Origin of the sequence: Tabrizicola sp. M-4 (genome assembly GCF_051132405.1) — a bacterium.
Classification (GTDB): Bacteria; Pseudomonadota; Alphaproteobacteria; order Rhodobacterales; family Rhodobacteraceae; genus Paragemmobacter.
On record NZ_CP128606.1, the window covers coordinates 1,138,812 to 1,163,966 of the forward strand.

29 protein-coding genes are annotated in these 25,155 nt (G+C 66.4%); 15 read left to right on the plus strand and 14 right to left on the minus strand.

Translation table 11 applies throughout. The annotated features are described in order from the left end of the window. Positions 1 to 38: 38 nt before the first annotated feature. From TabM4_RS05500 to TabM4_RS05545, 10 genes are all read right to left on the minus strand, one after another. Positions 39 to 404, minus strand: coding sequence for a hypothetical protein (locus TabM4_RS05500; RefSeq protein ID WP_434619580.1), 366 nt, complete (start codon positions 402 to 404; stop codon positions 39 to 41). 5 nt (positions 405 to 409) lie between these two features. Beyond that, a complete protein-coding gene (locus TabM4_RS05505; protein ID WP_434619583.1) occupies positions 410 to 1,492 on the minus strand; it encodes an endonuclease/exonuclease/phosphatase family protein in 1,083 nt (360 codons plus the stop codon). A 4-nt stretch (positions 1,493 to 1,496) separates the two neighbouring features. Beyond that, complete coding sequence (locus TabM4_RS05510; protein WP_434619586.1) at positions 1,497 to 2,195, minus strand: TerB family tellurite resistance protein; 699 nt, start codon at positions 2,193 to 2,195, stop codon at positions 1,497 to 1,499. A gap of 31 nt (positions 2,196 to 2,226) precedes the next feature. Further along, entirely contained in the window at positions 2,227 to 2,712 is a 486-nt protein-coding gene (locus TabM4_RS05515) for a GNAT family N-acetyltransferase (protein ID WP_434619589.1), read from the minus strand. After that, positions 2,709 to 3,320: a VOC family protein gene (locus tag TabM4_RS05520; RefSeq protein ID WP_434619592.1), complete on the minus strand. Its 612-nt coding sequence runs from the start codon at positions 3,318 to 3,320 to the stop codon at positions 2,709 to 2,711. Before TabM4_RS05520 ends, TabM4_RS05515 begins: the two co-directional genes overlap by 4 nt. After that, positions 3,320 to 4,873, minus strand: a complete 1,554-nt coding sequence (locus tag TabM4_RS05525) for a Ppx/GppA family phosphatase (protein ID WP_434619595.1) — start codon at positions 4,871 to 4,873, stop codon at positions 3,320 to 3,322. Before TabM4_RS05525 ends, TabM4_RS05520 begins: the two co-directional genes overlap by 1 nt. An 84-nt stretch (positions 4,874 to 4,957) precedes the next feature. Beyond that, positions 4,958 to 7,147 (minus strand): RNA degradosome polyphosphate kinase, encoded by a 2,190-nt coding sequence (locus TabM4_RS05530; RefSeq protein ID WP_434619598.1) that lies wholly within the window; start codon positions 7,145 to 7,147, stop codon positions 4,958 to 4,960. Between the two features lie 281 nt (positions 7,148 to 7,428). Beyond that, positions 7,429 to 8,100, minus strand: a complete 672-nt coding sequence (locus TabM4_RS05535) for a chromosomal replication initiator DnaA (RefSeq protein ID WP_434619601.1) — start codon at positions 8,098 to 8,100, stop codon at positions 7,429 to 7,431. Then, positions 8,097 to 9,203: an AI-2E family transporter gene (locus TabM4_RS05540; RefSeq protein ID WP_434619604.1), complete on the minus strand. Its 1,107-nt coding sequence runs from the start codon at positions 9,201 to 9,203 to the stop codon at positions 8,097 to 8,099. The genes TabM4_RS05535 and TabM4_RS05540 overlap by 4 nt, the downstream gene beginning before the upstream one ends. 158 nt (positions 9,204 to 9,361) lie before the next feature. Further along, entirely contained in the window at positions 9,362 to 9,865 is a 504-nt protein-coding gene (locus TabM4_RS05545; protein ID WP_434619607.1) for a fasciclin domain-containing protein, read from the minus strand. A 225-nt stretch (positions 9,866 to 10,090) separates the two neighbouring features. Here TabM4_RS05545 and TabM4_RS05550 point away from each other — a divergent pair, with 225 nt between their 5' ends. Genes TabM4_RS05550 through proS form a run of 3 tightly spaced genes read left to right on the plus strand, consistent with a single transcriptional unit; the run spans position 10,091 to position 12,448 of the window. Then, positions 10,091 to 10,456 (plus strand): hypothetical protein, encoded by a 366-nt coding sequence (locus TabM4_RS05550; protein ID WP_434619610.1) that lies wholly within the window; start codon positions 10,091 to 10,093, stop codon positions 10,454 to 10,456. After that, positions 10,453 to 11,052: a DedA family protein gene (locus TabM4_RS05555; protein WP_434619613.1), complete on the plus strand. Its 600-nt coding sequence runs from the start codon at positions 10,453 to 10,455 to the stop codon at positions 11,050 to 11,052. The genes TabM4_RS05550 and TabM4_RS05555 overlap by 4 nt, the downstream gene beginning before the upstream one ends. Positions 11,053 to 11,110: 58 nt before the next feature. After that, the gene (gene proS, locus TabM4_RS05560; protein WP_434619616.1) at positions 11,111 to 12,448 is read left to right on the plus strand and encodes a proline--tRNA ligase; all 1,338 of its coding nucleotides are present in this window, start codon (positions 11,111 to 11,113) and stop codon (positions 12,446 to 12,448) included. A gap of 77 nt (positions 12,449 to 12,525) precedes the next feature. On the opposite strand, the gene TabM4_RS05565 is transcribed toward proS, so the two are convergent. Then, positions 12,526 to 13,515 (minus strand): serine hydrolase domain-containing protein, encoded by a 990-nt coding sequence (locus TabM4_RS05565; RefSeq protein WP_434619619.1) that lies wholly within the window; start codon positions 13,513 to 13,515, stop codon positions 12,526 to 12,528. 173 nt (positions 13,516 to 13,688) lie between these two features. Here TabM4_RS05565 and TabM4_RS05570 point away from each other — a divergent pair, with 173 nt between their 5' ends. From TabM4_RS05570 to TabM4_RS05595, 6 genes are all read left to right on the plus strand, one after another. Further along, complete coding sequence (locus TabM4_RS05570) at positions 13,689 to 14,342, plus strand: ThuA domain-containing protein (RefSeq protein ID WP_434619622.1); 654 nt, start codon at positions 13,689 to 13,691, stop codon at positions 14,340 to 14,342. Between the two features lie 78 nt (positions 14,343 to 14,420). Next, positions 14,421 to 14,741: a hypothetical protein gene (locus tag TabM4_RS05575; RefSeq protein WP_434619625.1), complete on the plus strand. Its 321-nt coding sequence runs from the start codon at positions 14,421 to 14,423 to the stop codon at positions 14,739 to 14,741. Between the two features lie 99 nt (positions 14,742 to 14,840). Further along, positions 14,841 to 15,506 carry a PAQR family membrane homeostasis protein TrhA gene (trhA, locus tag TabM4_RS05580; protein ID WP_434619628.1) on the plus strand — a complete coding sequence of 222 codons (666 nt, stop codon included), beginning with the start codon at positions 14,841 to 14,843 and terminating at the stop codon, positions 15,504 to 15,506. A 95-nt stretch (positions 15,507 to 15,601) separates the two neighbouring features. Beyond that, positions 15,602 to 16,885: a lipoprotein-releasing ABC transporter permease subunit gene (locus TabM4_RS05585; RefSeq protein WP_434619631.1), complete on the plus strand. Its 1,284-nt coding sequence runs from the start codon at positions 15,602 to 15,604 to the stop codon at positions 16,883 to 16,885. Continuing rightward, a complete protein-coding gene (locus TabM4_RS05590) occupies positions 16,878 to 17,555 on the plus strand; it encodes an ABC transporter ATP-binding protein (RefSeq protein ID WP_434619634.1) in 678 nt (225 codons plus the stop codon). The genes TabM4_RS05585 and TabM4_RS05590 overlap by 8 nt, the downstream gene beginning before the upstream one ends. 107 nt (positions 17,556 to 17,662) lie before the next feature. Further along, complete coding sequence (locus tag TabM4_RS05595; protein ID WP_434619637.1) at positions 17,663 to 18,052, plus strand: c-type cytochrome; 390 nt, start codon at positions 17,663 to 17,665, stop codon at positions 18,050 to 18,052. 186 nt (positions 18,053 to 18,238) lie between these two features. Here TabM4_RS05595 and TabM4_RS05600 read toward each other — a convergent pair whose 3' ends face one another. Next, positions 18,239 to 18,961, minus strand: coding sequence for a DUF1194 domain-containing protein (locus TabM4_RS05600; RefSeq protein ID WP_434621933.1), 723 nt, complete (start codon positions 18,959 to 18,961; stop codon positions 18,239 to 18,241). Positions 18,962 to 19,070: 109 nt separating this feature from the next. Then, positions 19,071 to 19,955 (minus strand): NAD-dependent epimerase/dehydratase family protein, encoded by an 885-nt coding sequence (locus tag TabM4_RS05605; RefSeq protein ID WP_434619640.1) that lies wholly within the window; start codon positions 19,953 to 19,955, stop codon positions 19,071 to 19,073. Positions 19,956 to 20,027: 72 nt separating this feature from the next. On the opposite strand from TabM4_RS05605, the gene TabM4_RS05610 reads away from it, so the two are divergent. The 6 genes from TabM4_RS05610 to TabM4_RS05635 all read left to right on the plus strand — a co-directional run bounded on the left by TabM4_RS05610 (position 20,028) and on the right by TabM4_RS05635 (position 24,383). Next, on the plus strand, positions 20,028 to 20,276 hold the full coding sequence (locus TabM4_RS05610; protein ID WP_434619643.1) for a hypothetical protein: 249 nt from the start codon (positions 20,028 to 20,030) through the stop codon (positions 20,274 to 20,276). After that, positions 20,273 to 20,656: a type II toxin-antitoxin system death-on-curing family toxin gene (locus tag TabM4_RS05615; RefSeq protein WP_434619646.1), complete on the plus strand. Its 384-nt coding sequence runs from the start codon at positions 20,273 to 20,275 to the stop codon at positions 20,654 to 20,656. Before TabM4_RS05610 ends, TabM4_RS05615 begins: the two co-directional genes overlap by 4 nt. Positions 20,657 to 20,737: 81 nt before the next feature. After that, a complete protein-coding gene (parE, locus tag TabM4_RS05620; protein ID WP_434619649.1) occupies positions 20,738 to 22,693 on the plus strand; it encodes a DNA topoisomerase IV subunit B in 1,956 nt (651 codons plus the stop codon). Then, positions 22,690 to 23,496 (plus strand): hypothetical protein, encoded by an 807-nt coding sequence (locus TabM4_RS05625; RefSeq protein WP_434619652.1) that lies wholly within the window; start codon positions 22,690 to 22,692, stop codon positions 23,494 to 23,496. Before parE ends, TabM4_RS05625 begins: the two co-directional genes overlap by 4 nt. Before the next feature lie 246 nt (positions 23,497 to 23,742). Further along, positions 23,743 to 24,078, plus strand: coding sequence for a type II toxin-antitoxin system RelE/ParE family toxin (locus tag TabM4_RS05630; protein ID WP_434619655.1), 336 nt, complete (start codon positions 23,743 to 23,745; stop codon positions 24,076 to 24,078). Continuing rightward, positions 24,075 to 24,383: a helix-turn-helix domain-containing protein gene (locus tag TabM4_RS05635; RefSeq protein WP_434619658.1), complete on the plus strand. Its 309-nt coding sequence runs from the start codon at positions 24,075 to 24,077 to the stop codon at positions 24,381 to 24,383. The genes TabM4_RS05630 and TabM4_RS05635 overlap by 4 nt, the downstream gene beginning before the upstream one ends. A 49-nt stretch (positions 24,384 to 24,432) precedes the next feature. Here the strand turns inward: TabM4_RS05635 and TabM4_RS05640 are convergent, their stop codons facing one another. Next, on the minus strand, positions 24,433 to 25,077 hold the full coding sequence (locus tag TabM4_RS05640) for a glutathione S-transferase family protein (RefSeq protein ID WP_434619661.1): 645 nt from the start codon (positions 25,075 to 25,077) through the stop codon (positions 24,433 to 24,435). Between the last annotated feature and the right edge of the window lie 78 nt (positions 25,078 to 25,155).

Consider the following 25,155-nt stretch of genomic DNA (forward strand, 5'->3'; position numbering starts at 1 on the left):
CCGATGGAGGTCCCGGAGCGGGTCCGGGACGGGCGCGCCTAGAGTTCCACGCCGTCTGCCGGGGGTTCCACCGGGGGTGCTTCGGGTTTGCGGCGGATGATGATGTCGCCGTTTTCCAGCATCTCGGGCATTTCGTAATTCGTCATGTCGTCGACCATCGACATCAGGCTTTCCAGCGCGGGCGCGACGGCGGGGCCGAATTGTTCCAGCGCCTTGGCCATTTCATCCAGCGTCGGTTCCAGTTCCTGACTGAACCCTTCGAAGAAGAGCGAAAGGCCGCGTTCCATGAGGGAGGGCCCCTCTTCCTCGGTGGCGGGGGGATCGGCGGGGGCGGCCTCCTGCGCGGTTAGCGGCAGGGGGGCGAGGAGGGCGAGGGAGAGGAGGGCGGCGCGGGTTTTCATCATGCTGCCTAGATGGGGGTTGCGGGCGGCGGTGCAAGGGGGGCGGCAAGGTCCAGCGTGACGGGGAAATGGTCGGAGGCATCCAGCAGCGCCGCCCAGAGTGCCGGATCATCCGCCAAGGCGGGGTCGTCATGCGGGTGCCAGATGCGCCATCGCGGGGCAGTGGCGCAGAGATCGGGCGAGATCATGATGAAATCCAGCAGTGCGCTGAACCAGTGGTTCTGCGGCGCGATGAAGAAGCGCGCGGTGGAGGGGGCGACACCCATGCGCTGGGTGATGGCCATGGCGGCATGGGGATCGAAGAGCCGGAGGTCGGGTGGGCCGTCGAGGCCAAGGACCACTTCCACCCCGGAATGGCCGAAGAGCTTTTCGTATTCATCCAGACCGGGGCCGTCGTTCAGGTCGCCCAGCACGATCAGGCTGTCGCCCGCCGTCAGGTGGCGCACGACCCTTTCGCGCAGCCAGAGGCATTGCGCCAGTTGCTTGCGGCGGTTCTCGATGGCGATGCGGATGGATTCCGTGCCATCGCGCCCGCCATGCGGGGCCTTCGACTTGGCATGGACCCCGATCAGGCGCAGAGCGTGGCCGTCGCAGGTGACAGCCAGTTCCAGCGGGGGTTTGGAAAAGCGGATCGTTTCGCTGATGCCATCGGCGTCGAGGTCATAGCGGAAGGCCGTGTCGAAGCGCGGGGCCCCGTGCGCGCCGTGCCGGGGGGCGGGGTCGCCTTGCGGATCGTGGCGCGGGGTGAGGCGGTCGGGGTCGTAGAGGAAGGCGATTTCCTGTTCGGTATCAGACGGATAGCCGATGATGGCCTTGCGCGCGCGGAGGCCCGCGCTTTCGGCGAAGCGTTCGAGGGCGCGTGTGGTGGAGCGTTTTCCGTTGGTGTCGGGGGCCTCGATCACCATCACGCCGTCGGCATCCAGCGCGGAAAAGACCTTGCGCAGCGCGGTGAGTTGCCGGTCGCGGGTGATGCCATAGCGGGCGGAGGGCTGCATGTCGTCCAGCGGGCGGCCCGCGTCATCGAAGAGCGCGTTGAACCATTCGACATTGTAGGTCGCAAGGCGCAGCCATGGGCGGGCTGCGGCGGGCATGGCCCTAGGCCGCCTCCTTGGCGGAGATTTCCTCCCACGCGGCATTCAGCGCGATGAGGCGGCGTTCGGCTAGTTTGATCGCCTCTTCCGGCACGCCACGGGCGAGCATCCTGTCGGGATGGTGTTCCTTGACCGCGCGCTTCCATGCCTCGCGAACATCCGAGAGGGGCGTGCCGGGGGGGATGCCCAGCACGTCATAGGGGTCACGCGGCGCGCCTTCGACGAAGCTGGCGCGTAGGGCGCGGAAGCAGCTTTCGGTGAGGCCGAAGATACGCGCGACCTCGCGCAGGAATTCATCCTCGCCGGGGTGATAGGCCCCGTCGGCGAGGGCGATGAGGAACAGCCCCTCCATCACGTCTTCCAGCACGTCGCGGTGATTGGCGCCGAACATGGCGGCGATCTTGCGGGCATAGGCGTCGAAGCCCGCGACATCCTGCCGGGCAAGGTTGAAGACGCGGGCGGCGTTTTCCGTTTCGCCCTCGTCTATGGTGAAGACGCGGCGGAAGGCGGTGACTTCGTCCCGGGTCACCTGCCCGTCGGCCTTGGCGATCTTGGCCCCCAGCGCGATGACGGCGATGGTGAAGCCCACGGTCAGTTCGGGGCGGCTGTCCACCTTGCCCTGCAATTTGTCGAAGACCGTGGACAGCGGTTCGCCTTGGGCGAGCGCGGAGAGGGCTTCGGCGATGCGGGTCCAGATCGACATTGGGGGATGATAGTGCAGTTGCAGGCGGAAGTCAGGCGAGGAACTTCTGCATCAGCACCAGATCCATGGTTCTGCCGAATTTGAAGCCCACCCGTTGCAGGATAGCCACCTCGGCAAAGCCCGCGCGGGCGTGGAAGGCGCGTCCGGCGGGGTTTTCTGCCGATACGCCCGCGAAAAGCGAGATCGCACCGGCCGCGCGGGCATGGGATTCCAGCGCTGCCATGAGGGCAAGGCCGAGGCCGCGACCTTGGGCTGCGGGGGCGAGGAGGATGGTGTGTTCCATGGTGCGGGCATAGCCCACGCCGCCCCGGAACTGCGCATAGGTGGCAAAGCCCATGATGCCGCCCTCATCGGCCACGAGGAAGCCGTGGCCAGCCGCCTGACGGTCGCGGATCATCGTTGCGATTTCGTCCGTGGTCTTTTCGGCGGAGTTGAAGGTGATGGCGGTATCGCGGATCACTGGGTTCCAGATGGCGGCGATGCCGGGGGCATCGGCGGCGGTGGCGTCGCGGATCATGCGAGCAGTCTTTCGCCCTGCGGGGTGGCGATGGTTGCGCGCAGGGCAGGCGCGCCCTGTTCGACAGTGACGCGATGGTCCTTCAGCCGTGACAGGGCCGTGCGCAGGGCATCGGCATCGGGATGGGTGATGTGCAGCGCCGTCAGCCTTGCACCAAGGTCCAGCAGGCGGGGGGCGGGGTGGGCGCGGCCCTCCCATTCGATCAGGGCGGGAAAGCGGTTGTCGAAGGGCAGGATGCCGGTTTCCGGCACCGCCATGCGCCAGCGGAAATCGCCGCGTTGCAGGGCGACGGGCGTTCCCGTGCCGGGGGGCGCATGGGTGAGTTCGCGGTCCAGATCGTCGGTCCGGCAGATCCAGTTGGTCAGGCGGGGCGGGCCGGTGAAACGGTCGAGGTCGAACCAGCGCGGCCATGCCGGGCGGGGCTGCGACGGATCGGCGGCGATCACCTCCAGATAGAGGTCGGGGCCGAGCGAGAGCAGGCGGTTATGCGTGGCCATATGCGGATGCTGCCCGCCGGGCGAGAGGGGCAGGCCGAGCGCGGCCTCGACCGCCGCGGTGCCTTCCGCGAGATCGGTGCAGGAGATGGCGAGATGATCGAGCGTCAGCATCAGGCGTCGATGATCTTGGCCGTGGCCTTCATGGCAAGGGCGAGAGAGGAGAAACGCGCCTGCGCCACCTCGCCGAACAGGGCCTTGCCGCGGGGGGTGAGGGCGAGTTCAAGCACCTTCTTCTTGGCCTGCCAGCGCAACGCGCCCGCCTCTGCCGGGTCTGCGATGGAGAACATGGCACCGAAGCGCATGGCTTTTCCCAGCACCTCGGCCTCTTGCATCTGCTGGTCGGTGAGCAGGCGGAAGAGCGGTTCGAGGCGGGAGCCGGAGCGGGAATTCTTATAGCGGTGCAGGAGTGAGAGGCCAAGGAAGACGCGGCCCGGATGATCCAGCCCCCCAAGGTTGGCGCGGGTGGCGTTGTCGAAGCAGACTTCGGCGCGGTAATCGGGATGGGCGCGCCATGTGGTGTCGTGCAGCAGGCAGGCGGCCTTGATCAGGCGCAGGCGTTCCTTGTCGGCATCCTTGAAGAGCGGGAGGAGGAAGTCATAGAGCTTCTTCCCGAAGCCGGGGATGCGGGCGGAGGTGAGTTCGGCCATGCGCGCGGCCTCGATCAGCGGGTCGCGCTGGCGCAGGCGGGGGGGCATCTGTTCGTAGAGCAGGCCTTCGCGGATGCCATAAGCGGAGACGTCGATCTCGGACGGTTTGAGGATGCGGATGAGTTCGCGCAGCACCTCGCAGGCGAGGGGGACGAGTTCCATGCGTTCGTTGGACGTGCCCGTCTTGGCGCGCAGGAGGGCAAGGTCGGAGGCGGCGATCCAGTCCAGCGTGTCCGAAAGGCTTTGCGGCGTCATGCGGTATTCGTGCAGGACGGTCAGGGGGTAGTTGCGGCGTTCCATGTCAAGCCGGGCGATGACGCGCCAAGAGCCTCCGACGAGGTAGATGCGTTCGCCCGTCGATTTGATCTGCGCCTGAGCGGTGTTCAGGACACGGTCGATGAGCTTCTTCCGTTTGTCCGGCTCGCCCTTGACCTGTTGCAGGCGGAAGGGGCCGAGCGGGGTGGAGATGCGCTTGCCCACCTTGCCGTCGCCGATGCGGGCCAGTTCCATGGAATTGCCGCCGATGTCGCAGACGATGCCCTTCGCTTCGGGCCAGCCCAGAAGTACGCCCTGCGCGGAGAGGCGAGCCTCTTCGTCGCCGTCGATGACCCAGAGCTTCAGGCCGGTTTCGCGCAGGATTTCGGCCTGAAAGTCGGGTCCGTCCTCGGCCTCGCGGGTGGCGGCAGTGGCGACGACCGTGAGGGAACTGATGCCCATGCCTTCGGCCAGCAGCGCGAAGCGTTTCAGGGCGGCGAGGGCGCGTTCGCGTCCCTTTGGGTTCAGGCGACCGGTTTCGTGCAGGCCCTTGCCAAGGCCGCACATGATCTTTTCGTTGAAGAAATAGGCCGGCGACCGCGCCGCGCCGTCGAAGACGACCATGCGGACGGAGTTGGAGCCCACGTCGACCACGCCCACGCGCGACAGGGCGCGGGCGGATGGGTCGTCGAAGAGCGGGCGACCGAAGGGACCCCAGTCCTCGTCACTGCCGGGGTCGGAGGCGGTGGCGGATTGGGTCATGGCGTCGGTCCTTCGTCTTGCGGGCTGCAAGGTGGCGCGGAAGGGGGGGATGGTCAAGGATTCGGGCGATGGCGGCCCCGCCGTTCAGGGCGTGGCGCCATCGTCCCGCAACTGGGCAAGGCGCTGGACATCTTTTGCGCCCGCCGTCCCGCGCCCGGAAAGCGAAGGGTTTTCCATGAAGAAACGGTGGCAATTGAAGAGGTTGCCATCGGCAGGGGCGAGTTCGCGGTGATAGCTGCCATCGGCGTGGAGGACCCAGCTTTGCGCCTCGTCCGCCAGATTCGCGGCCATGATCTGGCCTTCGATCTGGGCCTTCACCGTGGGGTTCTTCGCCTCGACCAGCGTTTCCACGCGGCGGTTCAGGTTGCGGCCCATCCAGTCGGCGGAGGAGAAGAAGACCCGCGCCTTCTTGGACGGCAAGCCGTGGCCGGAGCCGAAGCAGACGATGCGGGAATGTTCGAGGAAGCGCCCGACGATGGATTTGACGCGGATGTTTTCCGACAGGCCCTTCACGCCGGGGCGGAGGCCGCAGATGCCGCGGATGACGAGGCTGATCTTCACGCCCGCCTGTGAGGCGGCGTAGAGGGCGTCGATCACCTCGGGGTCGATGAGGGAGTTCATCTTTGCCCAGATTTCGGCGGGACGGCCCGCGCGGGCGTGATCGGCCTCCTCGGCGATGAGGGAGAGCAGGCGGGGTTTCAGGGTGATGGGGGAAATGGCAAGGTTTTCAAGGCCCTCCGGCTGCACATAGCCGGAGAGGTAGTTGAAGACCTTGGTGGCATCGCGCCCCAGCGCCGCATCGCAGGTGAAGAAGGAGAGGTCGGTGTAGATGCGGGCGGTGATGGGGTGGTAGTTGCCCGTGCCGTAATGGGTATAGGTGACGAGGTTCTCGCCCTCGCGCCGGACGACGGTGCTGATCTTGGCGTGGGTCTTGTAGTGGATGAAGCCGTAGACGACATGCGCGCCCGCGCGTTCGAGGCGGCGGGACTGGCGGATGTTGGCGGCCTCGTCGAAGCGGGCCTTGAGTTCCACGAGGGCGGTCACCGACTTGCCCGCCTCGGCGGCCTCGCAGAGGGCGGAGACGATCGGGCTGTCCCATGAGGTGCGATAAAGCGTCTGCTTGATGGCCAGAACGTTGGGGTCGCGGGCGGCCTGTTCGAGGAAGCGGATGACGAGGTCGAAGGATTCGTAGGGGTGGTGCAGAAGGATGTCCTTCTGCTTGATCGCGGCGAAGAGATCGCCGTCATGGTCTTGGACCCGTTCGGGAATTCGCGAGGTGAAGGGCGGCCATAGCAGATCGGGGCGGGAGGAGAGGACCAGTTCCTTGAGGTCGGCGATGCCCAGAAGGCCGCGGATTTCCACGACCATGTCCTCGGTCACGCCGAGTTCGTCCATCACGAGGGCGCGCAGTTCCGGGGGGGCACCGGCGGAGAGTTTGAGGCGGATCACCTCGCCCCGCCGCCGCCGTTTCAGGGCGGTCTCGAATTCGCGGACGAGGTCTTCGGCCTCATCCTCCACCTCGAGGTCGCTGTCGCGCAGGACGCGGAAGATGCAATGGCCCCGGTCGGTATAGCCGGGGAAGAGCATGTTGAGATGCAAGAGGAGCAGTTCCTCGAGCGGCAGGTAGCGGTGTTCGCCGGGCTTGCCGGGAAGGGGGACGAAACGCGCGATCTGCTGGGGGATGGGGAGCAGGGCCTGCAGCGAGCGGTGGTCGCTTTCGCGTTCGAGTTCGAGCGCGAGGGAGAAGCCCGTATTGGGGATGAAGGGGAAGGGATGGGCCGGGTCGATGGCCAAGGGCGAGAGGACGGGGAAGACCTTGTTGAGGAAGTGGTCTTCCAGATGCTTGAGGTCACGGGCCGTGAGCTTTGACCGGGTGAGGATGCTAATCCCTTGGGATTCCATCTCTTTCTTAAGGCGGTTGAAGACGGTTTGCTGGGTCTGCATCAGTTTGCGCGCATCCGCGTGGATCAGGGCAAGCTGTTCCGCCGGGCTGCGGCCATCCTCGGACAGGGTGGCGTTGCCGTTGCGGACGAGGGCGCGGAGGCCCGCCACGCGGACGGTGTAGAATTCGTCGAGGTTGGTGGCCGAGATCGACAGGAAGCGCAGGCGTTCCAGAAGGGGGACGTTGGGGTTGGAGGCCTCGTCCAGCACGCGCCAGTTGAAGGCGAGCCATGACAGTTCGCGGTTGAAGAAACGGGCGGGGCCCGTCCTTTCCGCGTCGCGGAGGGAAACGGGGGTGGGGAAGGGGGCTTTGAGGAAATCGGATTGGGTCATGGCACGCGGGGTAAGGGGGAAAGGCAACGCTTTGATGACAGATGATCATTGCCGCGCGGAACTGTCCAGCGGCGTGGCGGGGGGCTGTGGGCGATGTGCCGAGAACCTTGCCGCAAACCGTACCGCAAACCGTCAGCACGCAGCGCACGCTGATTGGCCGTTTCGCGCAACGGGGAAGGGGCTGTGGGCGCTGTGCCGAGCTGCGTGCCGCAAACCGTACCGCAAACCGTCAGCACGCAGCGAACGCTGATTGGCCGTTTCGCGCAACGGGGAAGGGGCGGTCAGTCGATGCTGCCGAGCAGGTCCGCGGCGAGTTGGCGGGTGATCGGGCGGCCTTCGGCAAGGGCGCGGGCGTCGAGGGCCGCGACGATGGCGCGGGCGGCGTCGATGGAGCGTTCCATGCGGGCGACCAGATAGGGGATCAGCGCGGGGGGCACGGTGATCTGGCGGTCGGCGAAGAGCTTGATCAGGACGGCGGAGAGGAGGGCGTCGTCCGGGGGCTCGATCCGGGCGAGAGCGGCGGCCTGCAGGCGGGAGGCGAGATCGGGCAGGGCAAGGCCCCAGTCGCGCGGGGGGAGGCTGGCGGTCACCAGAAGGTGGCCGGATTGGGTGACGAGGTTGTGGAGGTGGAAGAAGGCGGCCTCGGCCTGCGGGTTGCCTGCGGCGGTTTCGGCATTCTCCACCGCCACGGCGCCATGGGAGGACAGCGCGGGCAGATCGGCGGTGGCGAGATCGGCGGCAGGCAGGAGGGCCGCGCCCGCCTCGGCCGCCCAGAGGCGGGCGAGATGGGTCTTGCCGCTGCCCTTGGGGCCCGTCAGCACCAGTTTGCCGCCCGGCCAGTTCCGCCAGTCATCCACGGCGGCAAGGGCTGCGGCATTGGCGGGCGAGGGGAAGAAATCCTCGCGCCGCCATGCCTCGCGCGCGGGGAGGTCGAAGGCCAGTTGGCGGATCACTCGGCGGCCCCGTCCTTTGGCTGGGCCTTGGCTTGCGGGGGCAGGTCGCGGCCTTCGTAGCCGCGATAGAGGAGGCTGGACTGGTATTGCTGGATGCCGAAGCGGGTGAGGACGCCGAGCGAGGCCGCGACGGGCACGGCGACCAGCATGCCGACGAAGCCGAAGATGGAGCCGAAGGCGGAAAGCGCGAAGAGGAGCCAGACCGGGTGCAGGCCCACGGAATTGCCCACGAGTTTCGGGGTGAGGATGTTGCCTTCGATGAACTGGCCCGCCGCGAAGATGCCCGCGATGATGGCGATGGAGACCCAGTCGCCCCAGAACTGGAAGAGCGCGAGGCCGATGGCCAGCGCCCCGCCGACGAGCGAGCCGACATAAGGGATGAAGGTGATGGCCCCGGCGATGGCCCCGACGACGAGGCCGAATTGCAGGCCCGCCACCATCAGCGCCACGGCGTAGAAGGTGCCCAGAAGGAGGCAGACGGAAAGCTGACCGCGCACGAAGCCTGCGAGGACGGCGTTGATTTCGTTGCCGAGCCTGCGGATCGTGGGGGCGTGGTCGCGGGGCAGGAGGCTGTCGAGTTTCGCCACCATGTGATCCCAGTCGAGCAGCATGTAGAAGGCCACGACCGGCACGACGACGATGAAGATCACCGCCGAGACGAGCGACATGGCCGAGGTGAGCAGGGTTTCGGCCAGCTGCCCGCCCTTGGCCTGAATCGCCGCGGCGATCTGGGCCAGCGTCTGGCGCATGGTGGAGGTGTTGTCGGAAAGCTCGGGGAAGCGTTCGATCAGGAAGGTCTGCAGGCGCTGCGCGATTTCCGGGGCCGCGTTGATGAGGCCGGTCAATTGCTGGATCAGCGTGGGGATGATGGCGAGGACGAGGAGGACCGCCATGAGGAGGGCCACGAGCGAGATGGTGACGGTCGCGCCCACACGGCTGAGGCCCGCGCGTTCCAGCCGGTCGGCGACAGGGTCGAGGAAATAGGCGATGGCGCCGCCCACGAGGAAGGGGAGCATCACATTGCCCAAGGCCCAGAGCAGGAGGAGGAAGACCGCCGAAGCGAGCCCCCAGTAAAAGAGCTGTTGCCGAACGGGCAGGGCCATGGTCGCCTCCGGGTTGCGGAAGGAGAACATATCATGCCTGCCGCGTTGCAGCGCAAGGGCCCTGCACGGGGTGGGCAGGGGCCCGGTGCGGCGGTTGCCGCGCGGGCCCCTGATCTGCGGCAGTGTCCGGCGCCGGGTGACGGCGCCGGGGCGCGGCCTCAGTGGCAGGCGGGGCGGGTGCCCGGCAGGAGGACCTTGTCGATGACATGGATCACGCCGTTGTCGGCCTTGATGTCGGCGATGACGACATTGGCCACGGCGCCCGTGCCGTCGGCGATGGTCACGCCCCCGTCGCCCTTGGTGATGCAGAGGCGCTGGGAGGTAAGCAGCGGCTTGAAATAGTTCGAGCCGTTCGGGATGCCTGCGGCGGGGAGGTTCCGGTCATCGACGTGATAGAGCAGGATGTCGGTGAGTTGCCCCTTGTTTTCCGGCTTGAGCAGGGTGTCGAGCGTGCCTTCGGGCAGGGCGGCGAAAGCCTCGTTCACCGGGGCGTAGACGGTGAAGGGGCCGGGACCTGCCAGCGTTTCGGCAAGGCCCGCCGCGGTGACGGCGGCGACGAGGGTGGAGAAGCGTTCATCGCCCGCGGCGATGTCGACGATGGATTGCGCCTGTGCGGTGGCGGCGGAGAGGGCGAGTGCGGCGAGCGCGAGTTTGATCTTCATTCCGGGTGGTCCCCTGTTGTGCAAGCAGTCGCGACAGGCCCCTGTGGCGCTGTCTGGCAGGGTTACGCGGCGGGTGTGATATGCGATTGCAGCATTTCAGGGCGCTGGCGCAGGCGTGAAGGGCCGTGATCGGCGCGTTGGCCGCGACGGAACGGGGCGCGGCGGGCGTTGAGGGGGGCGGGGCTTGGCGCGGCGATTGGACGGGGGCAGGATGGGGGCCGTTGGGTGACGGAGGGCAGGACGATGAGGGGCGTGGCGCGGCGGCATCCGGTTCTGGTGGGCGTGGTGGTGCTGTCGCTGTGTCTGGCGCTGTTCTTTGCCGGGCGGTTCACGGTGAGGGCCATCTATTGGGAGCAGCACCGGGAAGAGGCCGTCGCGGGCTGGATGACGGTGGGCTATGTCGGGCGGAGCTGGGGCCTTGATCCGCGCGAGATCGATGCGCGGGCGGGGCTGCCCTTGCCTGCGGGGCATCCGCTGACGTTGGAGGAGATCGCGCGGATGCGGGGCGTGCCGGTGGCGGAGGTGATCGCCGAGGTGGAGGCGGCGGTTGCGGCGCTGCGGGCCGAGCGGGATGCGGGGCGCGCGCCGTGACGGATTGGCTGCTGGGCCTTGTGCCGATCTATGGCGGGTGGCTGCTGGCGGTGGGGACCTTCCTGTCCTGTCTTGCGCTGCCGATCCCGGCCTCGATCCTGATGCTGGCGGCGGGGGGATTTGCGGCGGCGGGGGACCTGACGCTGGCGGGGAGTGCGGGGGCGGCGCTGGCGGGGGCCGTGGCGGGGGATCAGGCTGGATATTTCGCGGGGCGTTTCGGCGGGGCGGGGATGATCGACCGGCTGGGCGCGAAGGCGGCGCCCGTGGCGCGGGCGCGGGACCTTCTGGCGCGGAAGGGGGGCGTGGCGGTGTTCCTGTCGCGCTGGCTGGTGTCGGCGCTGGGGCCTTATGTGAACGTGGCGGCGGGGGCAGCGGGGCAGGGCTGGGCGCGGTTCACGGCTTGGGGTGTGGCGGGAGAGGCGGTCTGGGTGGGCCTTTACGTGGGTGTGGGCTGGTCGGTGGCGGGCAATCTGGCGGCGGCGTCGAGCATGGCGGTGGATGTGCTGGGGTTTCTGGCGGCGGGGGCGGTGGGATTGGGGGCGCTTTGGTGGCTGGTTTCCGTGCTGCGGGCGGAACGGGCGGAGCTGCGGGGGTGATTGCCTCGGTGCGGGGATGCGGCTAGGAACGTGCCGAACGTTTTGCACGAGGCTTCCCATGCGTCTGACCCGCTATTTCCTGCCCGTCCTGAAGGAGAACCCTGCCGAGGCGCAGATCGTGTCGCACCGCTATATGCTGCGGGCGGGGATGATCAAGCAGCAGGCGGCGGGGATCTATTCGTGGCTGCCGTTGGGTTACCGGGTGCTGAAGCGGATCGAGGAGATCGTGCATCAGGAGCAGGTGCGGGCGGGGCATATCCCGCTGCTGATGCCCACGCTGCAACCCGCCGACCTGTGGCGGGAGTCGGGGCGCTATGACGATTACGGGCAGGAGATGCTGCGCATCACCGACCGGCAGAAGCGCGAGATGCTGTATGGGCCGACGAACGAGGAGATGATCACCGACATCTTCCGGGCGCATGTGGGGAGTTACAAGGACCTGCCGCTGACGCTTTATCACATCCAGTGGAAGTTCCGCGACGAGATGCGGCCGCGCTTCGGCGTGATGCGGGGGCGCGAGTTCCTGATGAAGGACGGCTACAATTTCGACGTGGACCGGGAGGCGGCTTTGCATGCCTACAACCGGCACATGGTTTCCTACCTGCGGACCTACGAGCGGATGGGGCTGACGGCGATCCCGATGCGCGCGGCCTCGGGCCCGATCGGGGGGGACAACACGCATGAGTTCCTCGTTCTGGCGCAGACGGGGGAATCGGAGGTCTTTTACGACGACCGCGTGACGGGGCTGAAGCTGGGCGCGCGCGATATCGACTATGACGACCGCGCGCAGGTGGCCAAGGTCTGCGAGGAGTTCACCACGCTTTACGCGCGGACGGACGAGACGCATGACGAGGCGGTGTTTGCGGGTGTGCCGGAGGCGCACCGGAAGGTGGGTCGCGGGATCGAGGTCGGGCAGATCTTCTACTTCGGGACGAAGTATTCCGAGGCGATGGGGGCGACCGTCGTCACCGCCGACGGGTCACGCGTGCCGGTGGAGATGGGGTCGCATGGCATCGGCGTGTCGCGTCTGCTGGGGGCGATCATCGAGGCGTCGCACGATGACAAGGGGATCATCTGGCCGGAGGGGGTGACGCCCTTCCCGGTGGGGATCGTGAACCTGAAGCAGGGCGATGGCGCGGCGGATGCGGCCTGCGAGGGGCTTTACAAGGCCTTGGCGGCGCGGGGGCTGGAGGCGCTCTATGACGACCGCGACGAGCGGGCGGGGGCGAAGTTCGCCACGATGGACCTGATCGGGCTGCCGTGGCGGATCACCGTGGGGCCGCGCGGGCTGGCGAACGGGGTGGTGGAAGTCACGTCGCGCCGGACGGGCGAGTCCGAGGAGATGTCGCCTGAGGCGGCGGTGGACCGGATCGCGCAGATCTACGCGGGGCGGTGAAGCGCCCCGAGGGGGGGGGACGAATTTTCTGCGAAAATTCGGGGGGGAGGCGTGGCCTCCCCCCTTTTTCTTCGGGGTCAGGCGAGGGCGAGGAGGGGGCCGTCGAGCAGGCGCATCAGCGTGCCGAAATAGCCTTCGGATCGGGCGGGCTGCGTGGGGTCGGAGGTGATGGCGACGGCGAGCGCCGCTTGGGGATGGGCGGCGATGATCTGGCCGCCGAAGCCGCGGGCGAGGGTCCAGCCGCTGTCGGACAGGAACCAGCCATAGCCGTAGCCCAGCCCCGAGAAGGGGGAGCGGGTGCGGACCTGCCGCGAGGCGGCGATCCAGTCGGCGGAGATGACCTGTTGCCCGTCGTGGCGGCCACCGTCGCGCAGAAGGACCGCCACGCGCAGCATCGCCTCTGGCGTGAGGGCCATTTCGTTGCCGCCGAAGTAGAAGCCCTGCGGGTCGCGGGTCCATGGGGGAATTTCGATGCCGAGCGGGCTGCCCAGCCTTTCGCGGGCGAGGCCGAGGAGGGTTTCGCCGCTGGCCCTCGCGAGGGCCGCGCCGAGGATATGGGTGGTGCCGGTGGAATAGATCATCCGCCCACCATTGGGGGCGAGACGGGGCTGGCGCAGGGCATGGGCCACCCAGTTGCGCGAATTGACCCATGCCCCGTAATTCTCGCCCGAGGTGCCGCGCAGGCCCGCGCGCAGGGTGACGAGGTCCTCCATCGTGAGATCGGCCGCGCCCTCGGTCGCATCCGGGGGGAGGAGGTCGGGGGCGATGTCGGACAGGCGGGCGGAGAGGGAGGGGATTTCGCCCCGGTCCAGTGCCGTGCCGAGCAGGAGGGCGAGCAGGCTTTTCGAGCAGGATTTGATATTGGCCGGGCGGTCGAGGCCGGGGCCGCGCGGGGCCTCGGACAGCGGCAGGTCGGTGCCGCGCTGCACGAGGATGGCGTGGAGTTGCGGCAGCGCGAGGGCTGCGTCGCGCGCCGTGACGGTGGCGTTGGTGGTCTGGGCGCGGAGGAGGGCGGGGGTGGCGAGGAAGGCGAGGGTGGCGGCGGTGAAGGCGCGGCGGTTGGGCATTCTGCGTGGGTCCGGTCTGGCTGGGTCGCGAGCATGGCGCGAAAGGGCGGGGGCGGGAATGGGGGAGGGGGTCACGGCTGCTCACGTTCCGGTCAGGAGGGGGCGGGCAAGGCGCTGGACAGGCGGGGCGGGGTGGGCTTTCCTGCGGTCGGAATCCGATGGGAGGGGCGGGAATGGCGCGGGCTTTGGTGACGTGGGGGGGATGGGACGGGCATGAGCCGGATCAGGTGGCGGCGCTGTTCGCGGGCTGGCTGCGCGAGGGGGGCGTGGCGGTCGATGTCTTCGATACGCTGGCCTGTTTCGACGATCCGTGGCGGGTGGCGGGGTATGACCTGATCGTGCCGGTCTGGACGATGAGCGAGATCGGCAAGGAGCAGGCGCTGGCCGTGGCGGCGGCGGTCGAGGGGGGCGCGGGAATTGCGGGCTGTCATGGGGGCATGTGCGATGCCTTCCGGGGGAATGTGGACTGGCAGTTCCTGACGGGGGCACAATGGGTGGCGCATCCGGGGAATGACGGGGTGCGCTATGGGGTGCGGGTCGTGTCGGACCATGCGGTGGTGGCGGGATGCCCGGATTTCGAGGTGGAGACGGAGCAGTATTACCTGCATGTGGACCCTGCGGTGCGGGTGCATGCGGTCTGCGATTTCCCGGTGGCGGAGGGGCCGCATTCGGTGAACGGACCCGTGGCTATGCCGGTGGTGTTCACCAAGGGCTGGGGCAGGGGACGGGTCTATTACAATGCGCTTGGGCACAAGGCTGCGGTGATCGGCACCGGGGTGGCGGCGGAGATGATGCGGCGTGGGCTCTTCTGGGCGATGCGGGGGTAGGGGGGGCAGCCCCCCACGGCCCGTTCCGGGCCGTTCCCCCCGGGGTATTTGGGACCGAGACGAAGGGATGAGGGGCGCATGGTGTCGGGGGTGATGTGGACGGAGCTTTTGCCCGGAATTCTGGTGCTGATCGCGATCGGCAACATCATCTGGGTTCAGATCAAGGTGAATGGTGAGGCGCAGCCGATCCTGAGGCAGGCGCGGATCGCGCTTTTCAACGATCCGGAGGAGCGGGGGGACCAGATTCTGGTGCCGCATCCGAACCTGCGGCGATGGGAACACCATCACCGCTTTCCCGACTATGTCGCGATCTGGCACCGCGAGCATCGGCGGGCGTGGCGTCGGGCGGCGCTGTCCGGGGGATTTTCGCTGTTTCTGATCGTGGTCGCCAATTTGTAGCGGGAGGGCGTCTGCGTGACGTCGCGTCAGGGGGCGGGGTGTCGCGTTGATTGCGGGGTGGGGTGGCGTATCCTTGCGCAGACCTGATGGAGTTCGACGATGTCCCTGCCTGCCGATCATCCGCGATTGAAGAAGCGGCCCTTTTCAACCGGCGAGTTGCTGGCGGATGGGATCGTGCATGCGGTGGCGCTGCTGGCGGGGGTGATCGCCTTCGCGGTCCTGCTGGGGCATGTGCTGGGGCGGGGGGAATTGGGGACATTCGCGGCGCTGGCGGTCTATGCGGCGGGGTATTTCGCGATGTTCGGCTTTTCGCTGGCCTATAACATGGTGCCGAATTCGGCGCTGAAATGGGTGCTGCGGCGGTTCGACCATTCGGCCATCTATGTGATGATCGCGGGGACCTATACGGCGGTCGTGGTGCAGTTCGACGACTGGGTCTTTGCCGCCGTGCTGGCCGGGGTGGTCTGGGCGGGGGCCATCCTTGGGGCGGTGGTGAAGATCGCGCTGCCGGGGCGGTATGACCGGCTGTCGGTGCTGGCCTATATCGCCTTGGGATGGGTGGGCGTGGCGGCGGTTGGGCCGGCGCGCGAGGCCTTGCCGGGGGTTTCGCTTTGGCTCTTGGCGCTGGGGGGCGTGACCTATGTGGCGGGGGTGGGGTTCTATCGCTGGCACGGGCTGAAGTTCCACAATGCCATCTGGCATCTGTTCGTGGCGGTGGCGGCGGGGCTGCATTTCGCGGCGGTGGCCGTGGCTGTGGCGGGGTGAACCCCGCCCTACACGGGGGCGTGGCTTGACGTTGCGGGGCGTTGCGGACAAGGTCCGCGCGCATCGGCCCTGCGGGGCGTCTGGACAGGTTGGACATGGCGACGACGGCCCCCTTTTCCCGGTTCGAATGGATGATCGCATGGCGCTATCTGCGGGCGCGGCGGGCCGAGGGCGGGGTCAGCGTGATGACCTGGATCAGCCTTGTGGGGATCACGCTGGCGGTCTTTGCCCTGATCGCGACGCTGTCGGTGCGGGCTGGGTTCCGGGCGGAGTTCGTGGATACGATCCTTGGGGCCAATGCGCATGTGACCGTCTATTCCGCCGGGCGGGTGAACGAGAACGGGCAGCTTTTGCGCGGGTTCGAAGAGTATGACGCGCTGGCGGCGCGACTGGCCGAGGTGCCGGGAGTCACGCGGGCCGCGCCCCTGATCAAGGGGCAGGTGATGGTGACGGCGGGGGAGGGGACGACGGGGGCGGAGGTCTTCGGCATCCGGCCCGCCGATCTGGAGGCCATTCCGCGCGTGGGTATCGGGGCCAATGCGGAAGGCGATATCGCGCGGTTCGGCGAGGGCATCGCCATCGGGTCGGGCATCGCGCGGGAATTGGGCGTGGGCCTGGGCGACCGGGTGCGGGTGATCGCGCCGTCGGGGGTGAAGACGGCCTTCGGCACGAGCCCGCGGGTGAATGCCTATGAGGTGGTCTACATTTTCACCGCCGGGCGCTATGACATTGATCGCACACGGATCTACATGCCCTTCGACGAGGCGCAGTCCTATTTCAACAAGGAGGGCCGCGCCGACGAGATCGAGGTGATGGTGGCCGAGCCGGAGCGGGTGGACGATCTGGCGGGGCCCTTGCTGCAGGCGGCGGGGCCGGAGGGGATGCTGTGGACATGGCGCGACAGCGCCGGGGCCTTCCTGCGGGCGCTGGATGTGGAGGACAACATCATGTTCATCATCCTGTCGATCCTCGTGCTGATCGCGTCGATGAACATCATCTCCGGGCTTATCATGCTGGTGAAGAACAAGGGCCGCGACATCGGCATCCTGCGGACCATGGGGCTGACGGAGGGGGCGGTCTTGCGGGTGTTCTTCCTGTGCGGGGCCTCGACGGGGTTGGTGGGCACGGCGCTGGGCGTGGTGCTGGGATGCCTTTTCGCGCTGTATATCGACCCGATCTTTTCCTTCGTGAACTACATGGCGGGGGGCGGGGTCTGGGATCCGTCGATCCGGGGGATCTATGCGCTGCCTGCCAAGTTGCAGCTTGGCGACGTGCTGTCGGCGGTGGGGTTGTCCTTGTTCCTGTCCTTTGTCGTGACGCTGTTTCCCGCGCGGCGGGCGGCGCGGATGAACCCGGTGGAGGCGCTGCGCTATGAGTGAGGCGGCGCTGGTTCTGGAGGGGATCGATAAGGGGTATAACCGGGGCAAGCCTTCGGAGGTGATCGTGCTGCGCGGGGCGACGCTGTCCGTCGCGCGGGGCGAGGTGGTGGCCTTGGTCGCGCCGAGCGGGGCGGGCAAGTCGACATTGCTGCATATCGCGGGGCTGCTGGATACGGCGGATGGTGGCCGCGTGCTGCATGGCGGGCGGGAGATGGGCGGCCTGTCGGACCGCGCGCGGACCGAGGCGCGGCGGGCGGAGGTGGGGTTCATCTACCAGTTCCACCACCTGCTGCCGGAGTTTTCCGCCTTGGAAAACATCGTGTTGCCGCAGTTGGCCAATGGTGTTTCGCAGCGCGAGGCAGAGGCGCGGGGGAGGGATCTGCTGGGGCGCGTTGGGGTGGCCGCGCGGGCGGATCACCGGCCTGCGGCGCTGTCGGGCGGAGAGCAGCAGCGGGTGGCGTTCTGCCGGGCGCTGGCCAATCGCCCGAAGCTCTTGCTGGCGGATGAGCCGACGGGAAATCTGGACCCCGCGACATCGGATCAGGTCTTTGCCGCGCTGATGGAACTGGTGCGGGAGACGGGGCTTTCGGCGTTGATCGCCACGCATAACATGGAACTTGCGGCGCGGATGGACCGGGTGGTTCGGCTGGATCAGGGGCGCGTCGTCTGACCCGTGGATACGGGGCGTTGATGTAAGGGCCGCTTCGTGGTTTGCTGGAGTAAAGCAGAATGAACGGAGGGGCCCCGATGCAGCGTGTATTCCTATATCCCATTGGCATGATTGCGCTTTTCGTGCTGGCCGCCTGTGTGCTGCCGGGGACGGAAAAGGAGGAGCAGACCACGGGGGCGGGCGACTATGCCGCCTTCTGCGCGGCCTGCCATGGCGCATCGGGCAAGGGGGATGGCGAGTTGGCCGGGGGGCTGGATCGCAAGCCTGCCGACCTGACGCAGCTTTCGGCGAAGAACGGTGGCGCGTTTCCGGCGACGCGGGTGATGGCGCAGATCTGGGGCTATACCGGGGGCAAGGACGGGGCGCGGGTGATGCCAAAATTCGCGGCCCTGCTGGATGGAACGCTGGTTCCCTATGACGGTGGCGACGGGATCGCCACGCCCACGCCGGTGCGGTTGGTGGAACTGGCGGAATATCTGAAGGTGCTGCAGAAGTAGCTGTTTCGGACGTACTGGATTCCGTGCCGGAAACTGTACCGCAAAGTGTCAGCACGCAGCGGGCGGTGGGGTAGGGATATTGAGAGATGCCCCGCCCCGGGCCTGAACCGGGGCCTGCTGAAAACCCACGAGGCCCCGGGTCAGGCCCGGGGCGGGGTTAACCTCTTCGAGATGGGGTGAAGCCCTTCAAGGCGGGGTGAACCCCGCCCTACGTGCGGTGGTCTGTTTGGTGTCGGGCTGGCTGCCTGCGATTTCGAGGATGAGTTTGCGGCGGACGGCCTCGGTGAATTTCGCGCCGGTATCGGCGGGGACGAGGAAGGCGCCGGGGCCGCCGATGATGCGGTCCTGATAGAGGGCGACGAGGTCGCCACTGCCGCCCGTGCTGCTGCCGGGGCGGAGGATGGGCAGGGCGTTGATGGTGATGCCGGCGGCGAGGACCTGCGCGCGGGCCTCTTCGATGGAGGGGCCGGACCAGTTGTTCGCGCTGTCCCCGGAGAAATCGATGACGCGGCGGAGGCCGGTGATCTGGTTATCCTCGATCAGGCGCTTGCCTTCGAGCAGCGCCGCGCCGATGGCGTTGCGGCCGGAGGCGAGGCGGGGCGGCGCGAGGAGGGATTCGGCGAAGGCCTGTGCATCCTCGGGGCCTGCGATGACCGTCCAGTCGGCAACGACGGCCTGATTGGCCGCCCATTCCACGTAGGTCACCGCGATGGAGCCGGTAAGGGTGGAGGCGATGGCGTAGAGGACATCGGGATGGGTGATGGCCTGCGCGTATCCCTGACGCTGGAAGTCGATCTCGGCCTGATCGATGGAGCCGGAGGCATCGGCGAGGAGGACGAGTTCGAGGTCCACCTCCTGTGCGTGGAGGGGCGTGGCGAGGAGAAGGAGGGGGAGGAGCCAATGCCGCATCATGCAAGGTTAGGGCAGGGCGGGCGGTTGGCGAGATCACGTTTCGGTCAGGGGGCGCGGGACGGGGATGCGGGATCGCCCCCGCACCCCGTGCCGCGCCGGGGCCGTGTCATTTGACGTAGCGGCGCCAGTCGTGCTGTTCGCGGAAGCCCAGAACCTCGCGGATCTTGCGATTGGAGAGCAGGCTTTCATGCGGCCCGATCTCGCGCGAGAGGGGGACGTTCGGGAAGAAGCGCCGCAGAAGGGTCGCATTGTCCTGCGGGACGGAGTTGGTGTCGTTCACCGCGTTGAAGACCTGCCAGCCCAGACCGTCCTTCTGCAGGCAGAGGTCGACGATCTGCCCCAGATCGCGGGCGTCGATATAGGAGAAGGTGATGCGCCGCCGCAGGCCCGGATCGTCGCGCAGCGGCGGGAAGACGGTGGCATATTCATGCGGTTCGATCACATTGCCGATGCGGAGGGCGTAGATGTCGGCGCCCGAACGGCGCTGGAAGCTGCGGGCGGTGACCTCGTTCACCTTCTTGGACATGCCGTAGCTGTCCATCGGGTCGATGTCGTATTCCTCGTCCAGCGGGAGGACCTTGGGGTCGACCACGCCTTCGGAGAAGCAGACGCCATAGGTGGTTTCGGAAGAGGCGATAACGATCTTGCGGATGCCGAGTTTCACCGCGGCCTCGATCACGTTGTAGGTGCCGAGGACGTTGACGCGGTAGGTTTCGGTATCGGGGCACATCATCAGGCGCGGGATGGCGGCGAAATGCACCACCGCGTCGAAGGGTTTGGCGGGGCCTTCGTCCAGTTCGTCATAGCCCGCATGGCCGGACATGACCGAGAACATCTGCCCCGCATCTGTGATGTCGGCGATGAAGTCATGCACGCCGGGATGGTTCAGCGGCACGCGGTCCACATTCACCACCCGATGCCCCGCTGCGGCGAGATAGGCCACCACATGCTTGCCCGCCTTGCCCGACCCGCCCGTGAACAGAACCCGCATGATGTGCCTCCCTTGGAAATTTGCACGATGCAGTGTATATTCCATTCCACATTGTTCAAGGGAGCCCGTGCCATGACCCGCCTTGCCACGCCGAATATCTGCACCATGACCGAACTGCGCGAGCCGCAGAAGGTGTTCGACCGCGCCAATGGCCAGCCTGTGGCGATCCTGAAGAACTCGGCGCTTGTGGGCTATCTTGTGCCTGCCGAGGCGGTGGATCAGGGCGACCATCGTGTCGCGACGCTGGAAGAGGTGATGGAAAGTCTGAACCGCCGCCGCGAGATCAACCAACCCGTCCTTGATTACCTGCGTGACAAATGACCTTCATCCTGTTGAGTGCCGAGTTGGTGGAACGTATCCACGATGCCATCCTGAACCCCGGCGAAATTCCCGGTCGGGCGCGTGACAAGTCGCTTGAAGGCGCGCTTGGCCGAGTTGAAAATCGCCTGACCTATGGCATGATCGAAGATGCCTTCGATCTTGCTGCGGCCTATGCCATCGCCATATCGCAGGGCCATTGTTTCAATGACGGAAACAAGCGCACCGCCCACCAGTCGATGGACGTCTGCCTCGACCTGAACGGCGTTCAGATCACGTGGAGCCATGAGGATGTGGGTCAAGCCATCATCCGCGCCGCGCAGCGGCTTATGGATGAGGGCGAGCTTGCGCTTTGGCTGCGGCAGCGGGCGGCGCGGGGGTAGGGCACCACATCTTGCGCCCGCCCCCTGCGCAATGCTCTAATCGCGGCCCGGAACGCACCCAATAAGAATCGAGCAACGCGCATGGCCAATGACCTCCTCTCCTCTGGGGACCAGAGCTACAACGCCGCATCCATCGAGGTGCTGGAGGGGCTGGAGCCCGTCCGCAAGCGCCCCGGCATGTATATCGGCGGGACGGATGAGCGGGCGCTGCATCACCTTGTGGCGGAGATCCTGGACAACTCGATGGATGAGGCGGTGGCGGGCCATGCCTCGCGGATCGAGGTGGAGCTGCATGCCGATTACGCGGTGACGATCCGCGACAACGGGCGGGGCATCCCGATCGACCCGCATCCGAAGTTTCCCGGCAAGTCGGCGTTGGAGGTGATCCTCTGCACGCTGCATGCGGGGGGCAAGTTCGGCGGCGATGCCTATGCGACCTCGGGCGGGTTGCACGGGGTGGGGGCGTCGGTGGTGAATGCGCTGTCGGACCACATGCGGGTGGAGGTGGCGCGGAACCGCGAGTTGTTCGTGCAGGAATTCTCGCGCGGGATACCGAAGGGGCCGGTGACGAAGGTGGGGCCCGCGCCGAACCGGCGGGGGACGTCGGTGACCTTCCATGCCGATCACGAGATTTTCGGCAGCCAGACCTTCAAGCCCGCGCGTCTGCTGAAGATGGTGCGGTCGAAGGCCTATCTGTTTTCGGGCGTGGAGATCCGCTGGAAATCGGCGATCAACGATGGCGAGACCCCGCAGGAGGCGGTGTTCCACTTTCCCGGTGGTCTGGCGGATTACCTTTCGGACCAGCTTGCCAAGACGTCGACCTATGCCGACCGGCCCTTTGCCGGGAAGGTGAGTTTCACCGAGAAATACAACGTGCCCGGATCGGTGGAATGGGCGATCAACTGGACGCCGGCGCGGGACGGGTTCATCCAGTCCTATTGCAACACGGTGCCGACGCCGGAGGGCGGGACGCATGAGGGCGGGTTCTGGGCGGCGATCCTGAAGGGCATCCGCGCCTATGGCGATCTGGTGAAGAACCGGAAGGCCGACCTGATCACCCGCGACGATCTGGTGACGGGGGGCTGCGCCCTCGTGTCCTGTTTCATCCGCGAGCCGCAATTCGTGGGGCAGACGAAGGACAGGCTGGCCACGGAGGAGGCCGCGAAATGGGTGGAAGGCGCGGTGCGCGACCATTTCGACAACTGGCTGGCCGCCGATACGAAATCGGCGGGGGCGATCCTCGATTTCCTTGTCCTGCGGGCCGAGGAGCGGATGCGGCGGCGGCAGGAGAAGGAGACCGCGCGGAAATCGGCGACGAAGAAGCTGCGGCTTCCCGGCAAGCTGACGGATTGCACGGCCAAGTCGCGCGAGGGGACGGAACTGTTCATCGTGGAGGGCGACTCGGCGGGCGGGTCGGCCAAGGGGGCGCGGGACCGGGAGACGCAGGCGCTGTTGCCGTTGAAGGGGAAGATCCTGAACGTGCTGGGGGCCGCGTCGAACAAGCTGCATGACAACAGCGAGATCCGCGACATCTGCGAGGCGCTTGGCGTGGGGATGGGCACGAAGTTCAAGATCGACGATCTGCGCTATGACAAGATCATCATCATGACCGATGCCGATGTGGACGGGGCGCATATCGCGTCGCTTTTGATGACCTTCTTCTTCACGCAGATGCGGCCGTTGATCGACAAGGGGCATCTCTATCTGGCCTGCCCGCCCTTGTACCGGCTGACGCAGGGGGCGCGGCGTCTTTATGTGGCGTCGGATGCCGAGAAGGAGGAATGGCTGGCCAAGGGATTGGGCGGCAAGGGCAAGATCGACGTGCAGCGGTTCAAGGGGCTGGGTGAGATGGATGCCAAGGACCTGAAGGACACGACGATGGACCCGAAGAGCCGCAAGCTGATCAGGGTTTCGATTGACGAAGACGCCCCCGGTGAGACGGGCGATCTGGTGGAACGCCTGATGGGGAAGAAGCCGGAACTGCGGTTCCAGTATATTCAGGAGAACGCGCGGTTTGTGGAGGAGTTGGATGTGTGATTGATTATTTTTTATTCGCTGATGAAGCCAATCCAGAGCAGACTGATCCCAACAAGTTTTTCATTTACGGTGGCGTAATATTTCCCACTAGCGCAATTGGATTGATTCATGATGAAGTTGAAGCGCTTCGATTAGATCTCGGCCTGTCAGTGCAAGATCAGTTGAAGTTCAACTCTCGATCTAAACCAAAGAGTCTTACCACTGAACAGCACACAGCAGCAAAGCAAGTCATTTACGAAATTGCTGCAAGGCATGGCGTTAAGTTTATTGGCTACGCCGTGCTGCATGCAATTGCACGGAAGAAGGACCATTCAACTCTGGTAGAATTTGGAGCAAACATTCTGCTCGCAAAGTTCAACCAATTTCTGGGAGAGAACAAGGCTACTGGATGGGCGAACTTTGATCGACTTAACACTGAAAAACCTTATGCGTATCTACAAGCAAAGTTTGAGAATCGACAATCAACTGAAGATAGCCATATCCGCCTTGAACGGGTGCTGGGATACTCATTCACCTGCGACGGTGCATCACATCACTCCTCGGTAGCTGACATCATCATTGGTGGTTTTCGTTATGTCATGAACGAACCTGAGCGTGACGTCGCAGGTAGAGCAATAGTGCAGGCAATCGGTCCAATATTCTGGGGCAAGCAGAACTCTGAAGGTGTCACTTTCATCGGGGAGCGTGGTCTAGTTCTGCGGCCAAAGAATTTAAGCGCTCCATCCTATCAAGCTGACTATGCAGAGGTGAAAGCGCGGCTTACTGACTGGTCAAGAACGATGAATGAGAACGAGCAACCATGAAGAAAAGCAGCATTAAGGTGTGCGCTCCTCGCGCACGACACCCACAAAACCCCGTCCCGACCTTGACCCTTGACCCTTGACCTCCACCTCCCCCCAAAACCCCGCCGAACCGGAGGCCCCGGGTCGAGCCCGGGGCGCGGGGTCTCCCTTAACCCCACCTTAACCCTCCCCACCCCAAACTCCCCGCCAAGGTGCATCCTGCGCCATTGACGCATGCGCCATTGGCGCATATATGGAGAACCGGGAATGCTGGTCACGGTGGTCGAACTCCCCGATTTCACGCGCCGCGCCAAGGCCGTGTTGTCGGAAACCGAGCGCGTCGCGCTTATCGACCATCTTGCAGCAAACCCAGAAGCAGGCATCCCCTTGGGCGGCGGCCTGCGTAAACTGCGCTTCGCGCGGGAGGGTGCGGGAAAAAGCGGGGGGGTCCGCAGCATCCACTACTGCCAGACGGGGGCGGGGCCGCTCTACCTGCTCACCGTCTTTGCCAAGAACGAGAAGGCCAACCTTTCGTCGGCGGAACTGTTGGCCCTCTATCGGCTCGGCGCGGAACTCGACGCGATCCACGGAAGAAGACAATGACCAGCGAAGCATTCAAGCGCATCGAACAAGGTCTGCGGGAGGCCATCGCCTATGCCCAAGGCCACACCGAAGGCTCCATCACCCACCACATCGAGGTGCCCACCCCCGACGTGCGTGCCATCCGGGCGAGGACGGGGCTCAGTCAGGCTGACTTTGCCCGCTCCATCGGCGTTGCCAAGGCCACGCTGCTGAATTGGGAGCAGAACCGCCGCCGCCCGGAGGGGCCTGCCCGCGTGCTGCTTGCGCTGATTGCCAAGGACCCCGGTATCGTGCGGCGGATGTTGGGGGAGGGGGCCGAGGGCTGATCCGGGGCGGGGTTCTGGGGCATGTGGCGGGGCGCGCGTCCTTCAGCGGTCACTCCGGTTCGGCCAGACGGCCGGCCCACATCGCCTTGAAGGCGGGGCGGGATTGGGCGGTGGTGAGCCAGCGGGAGACATGGGGGAATTCGGCCAGCAGCGCGGCGTTGCCTTGGGCGTAGCGCAGGCATTCGGCAGTGTTGATGTCGGCCACGGTGAAGCGGTCGCCCAGCAGCCAGTCGCGCCCGGCGAGGTGGGTGTTCAGGCGGGCGAGGGGGCGGCGGAGTTTCTCGGCCGCGATCCTTGCGGTGGCCTCGCCCATCTCTCCGGCCGGGGCCATGAGGATTTCCAGCGCGGGGCCTTCGATGGCGGTGGCGGCGAAGAGCGCCCATTGTTCCATGAGCGCGGTTTCGGCATCGTCCTGCGGGCCGAGGGGGCCGCCGTAGCGGCGGGCGAGGTAGAGCGAGATCGCGAGGCTTTCGGTGAGGATGAGGTCGCCGTCCTGCATGGCCGGGATCTGGCCCTGCGGGTTGACCTTGAGGAAATCGGGCGAGGCGGTGTGGATCGGCGCGTCGGGGGATGCGGGATCGGGCAGGCGGTAGGCCTGGATCACCGGGACATGGGTGAAGGGCGTCCCGGTTTCGTGGAGAAGCCAGAGCGGGCGCGTGGCGCGGGAGCGGTAGACGCCGTAAAGCGTGATCATGTGGGGGCCTTCCGGTAGGGCGGTTTGACGGGCGGAGGCTAGACCGGGCGGGCGGGCAACAGAAGGGGGAAGTTTCGC

Excerpts from the sequence above, each read along its gene's own strand:
- TabM4_RS05500 (WP_434619580.1), bottom strand. The coding sequence starts at position 404 with ATGATGAAAACCCGCGCCGCCCTCCTCTCCCTCGCCCTCCTCGCCCCC.
- TabM4_RS05505 (WP_434619583.1), bottom strand. The coding sequence starts at position 1,492 with ATGCCCGCCGCAGCCCGCCCATGGCTGCGCCTTGCGACCTACAATGTC.
- TabM4_RS05510 (WP_434619586.1), bottom strand. The coding sequence starts at position 2,195 with ATGTCGATCTGGACCCGCATCGCCGAAGCCCTCTCCGCGCTCGCCCAA.
- TabM4_RS05515 (WP_434619589.1), bottom strand. The coding sequence starts at position 2,712 with ATGATCCGCGACGCCACCGCCGCCGATGCCCCCGGCATCGCCGCCATC.
- TabM4_RS05520 (WP_434619592.1), bottom strand. The coding sequence starts at position 3,320 with ATGCTGACGCTCGATCATCTCGCCATCTCCTGCACCGATCTCGCGGAA.
- TabM4_RS05525 (WP_434619595.1), bottom strand. The coding sequence starts at position 4,873 with ATGACCCAATCCGCCACCGCCTCCGACCCCGGCAGTGACGAGGACTGG.
- TabM4_RS05530 (WP_434619598.1), bottom strand. The coding sequence starts at position 7,147 with ATGACCCAATCCGATTTCCTCAAAGCCCCCTTCCCCACCCCCGTTTCC.
- TabM4_RS05540 (WP_434619604.1), bottom strand. The coding sequence starts at position 9,203 with ATGGCCCTGCCCGTTCGGCAACAGCTCTTTTACTGGGGGCTCGCTTCG.
- TabM4_RS05545 (WP_434619607.1), bottom strand. The coding sequence starts at position 9,865 with ATGAAGATCAAACTCGCGCTCGCCGCACTCGCCCTCTCCGCCGCCACC.
- proS (WP_434619616.1), top strand. The coding sequence starts at position 11,111 with ATGCGTCTGACCCGCTATTTCCTGCCCGTCCTGAAGGAGAACCCTGCC.
- TabM4_RS05565 (WP_434619619.1), bottom strand. The coding sequence starts at position 13,515 with ATGCCCAACCGCCGCGCCTTCACCGCCGCCACCCTCGCCTTCCTCGCC.
- TabM4_RS05570 (WP_434619622.1), top strand. The coding sequence starts at position 13,689 with ATGGCGCGGGCTTTGGTGACGTGGGGGGGATGGGACGGGCATGAGCCG.
- TabM4_RS05575 (WP_434619625.1), top strand. The coding sequence starts at position 14,421 with ATGGTGTCGGGGGTGATGTGGACGGAGCTTTTGCCCGGAATTCTGGTG.
- trhA (WP_434619628.1), top strand. The coding sequence starts at position 14,841 with ATGTCCCTGCCTGCCGATCATCCGCGATTGAAGAAGCGGCCCTTTTCA.
- TabM4_RS05585 (WP_434619631.1), top strand. The coding sequence starts at position 15,602 with ATGGCGACGACGGCCCCCTTTTCCCGGTTCGAATGGATGATCGCATGG.
- TabM4_RS05590 (WP_434619634.1), top strand. The coding sequence starts at position 16,878 with ATGAGTGAGGCGGCGCTGGTTCTGGAGGGGATCGATAAGGGGTATAAC.
- TabM4_RS05595 (WP_434619637.1), top strand. The coding sequence starts at position 17,663 with ATGATTGCGCTTTTCGTGCTGGCCGCCTGTGTGCTGCCGGGGACGGAA.
- TabM4_RS05600 (WP_434621933.1), bottom strand. The coding sequence starts at position 18,961 with ATGCGGCATTGGCTCCTCCCCCTCCTTCTCCTCGCCACGCCCCTCCAC.
- TabM4_RS05605 (WP_434619640.1), bottom strand. The coding sequence starts at position 19,955 with ATGCGGGTTCTGTTCACGGGCGGGTCGGGCAAGGCGGGCAAGCATGTG.
- TabM4_RS05610 (WP_434619643.1), top strand. The coding sequence starts at position 20,028 with ATGACCCGCCTTGCCACGCCGAATATCTGCACCATGACCGAACTGCGC.
- TabM4_RS05615 (WP_434619646.1), top strand. The coding sequence starts at position 20,273 with ATGACCTTCATCCTGTTGAGTGCCGAGTTGGTGGAACGTATCCACGAT.
- parE (WP_434619649.1), top strand. The coding sequence starts at position 20,738 with ATGGCCAATGACCTCCTCTCCTCTGGGGACCAGAGCTACAACGCCGCA.
- TabM4_RS05630 (WP_434619655.1), top strand. The coding sequence starts at position 23,743 with ATGCTGGTCACGGTGGTCGAACTCCCCGATTTCACGCGCCGCGCCAAG.
- TabM4_RS05635 (WP_434619658.1), top strand. The coding sequence starts at position 24,075 with ATGACCAGCGAAGCATTCAAGCGCATCGAACAAGGTCTGCGGGAGGCC.
- TabM4_RS05640 (WP_434619661.1), bottom strand. The coding sequence starts at position 25,077 with ATGATCACGCTTTACGGCGTCTACCGCTCCCGCGCCACGCGCCCGCTC.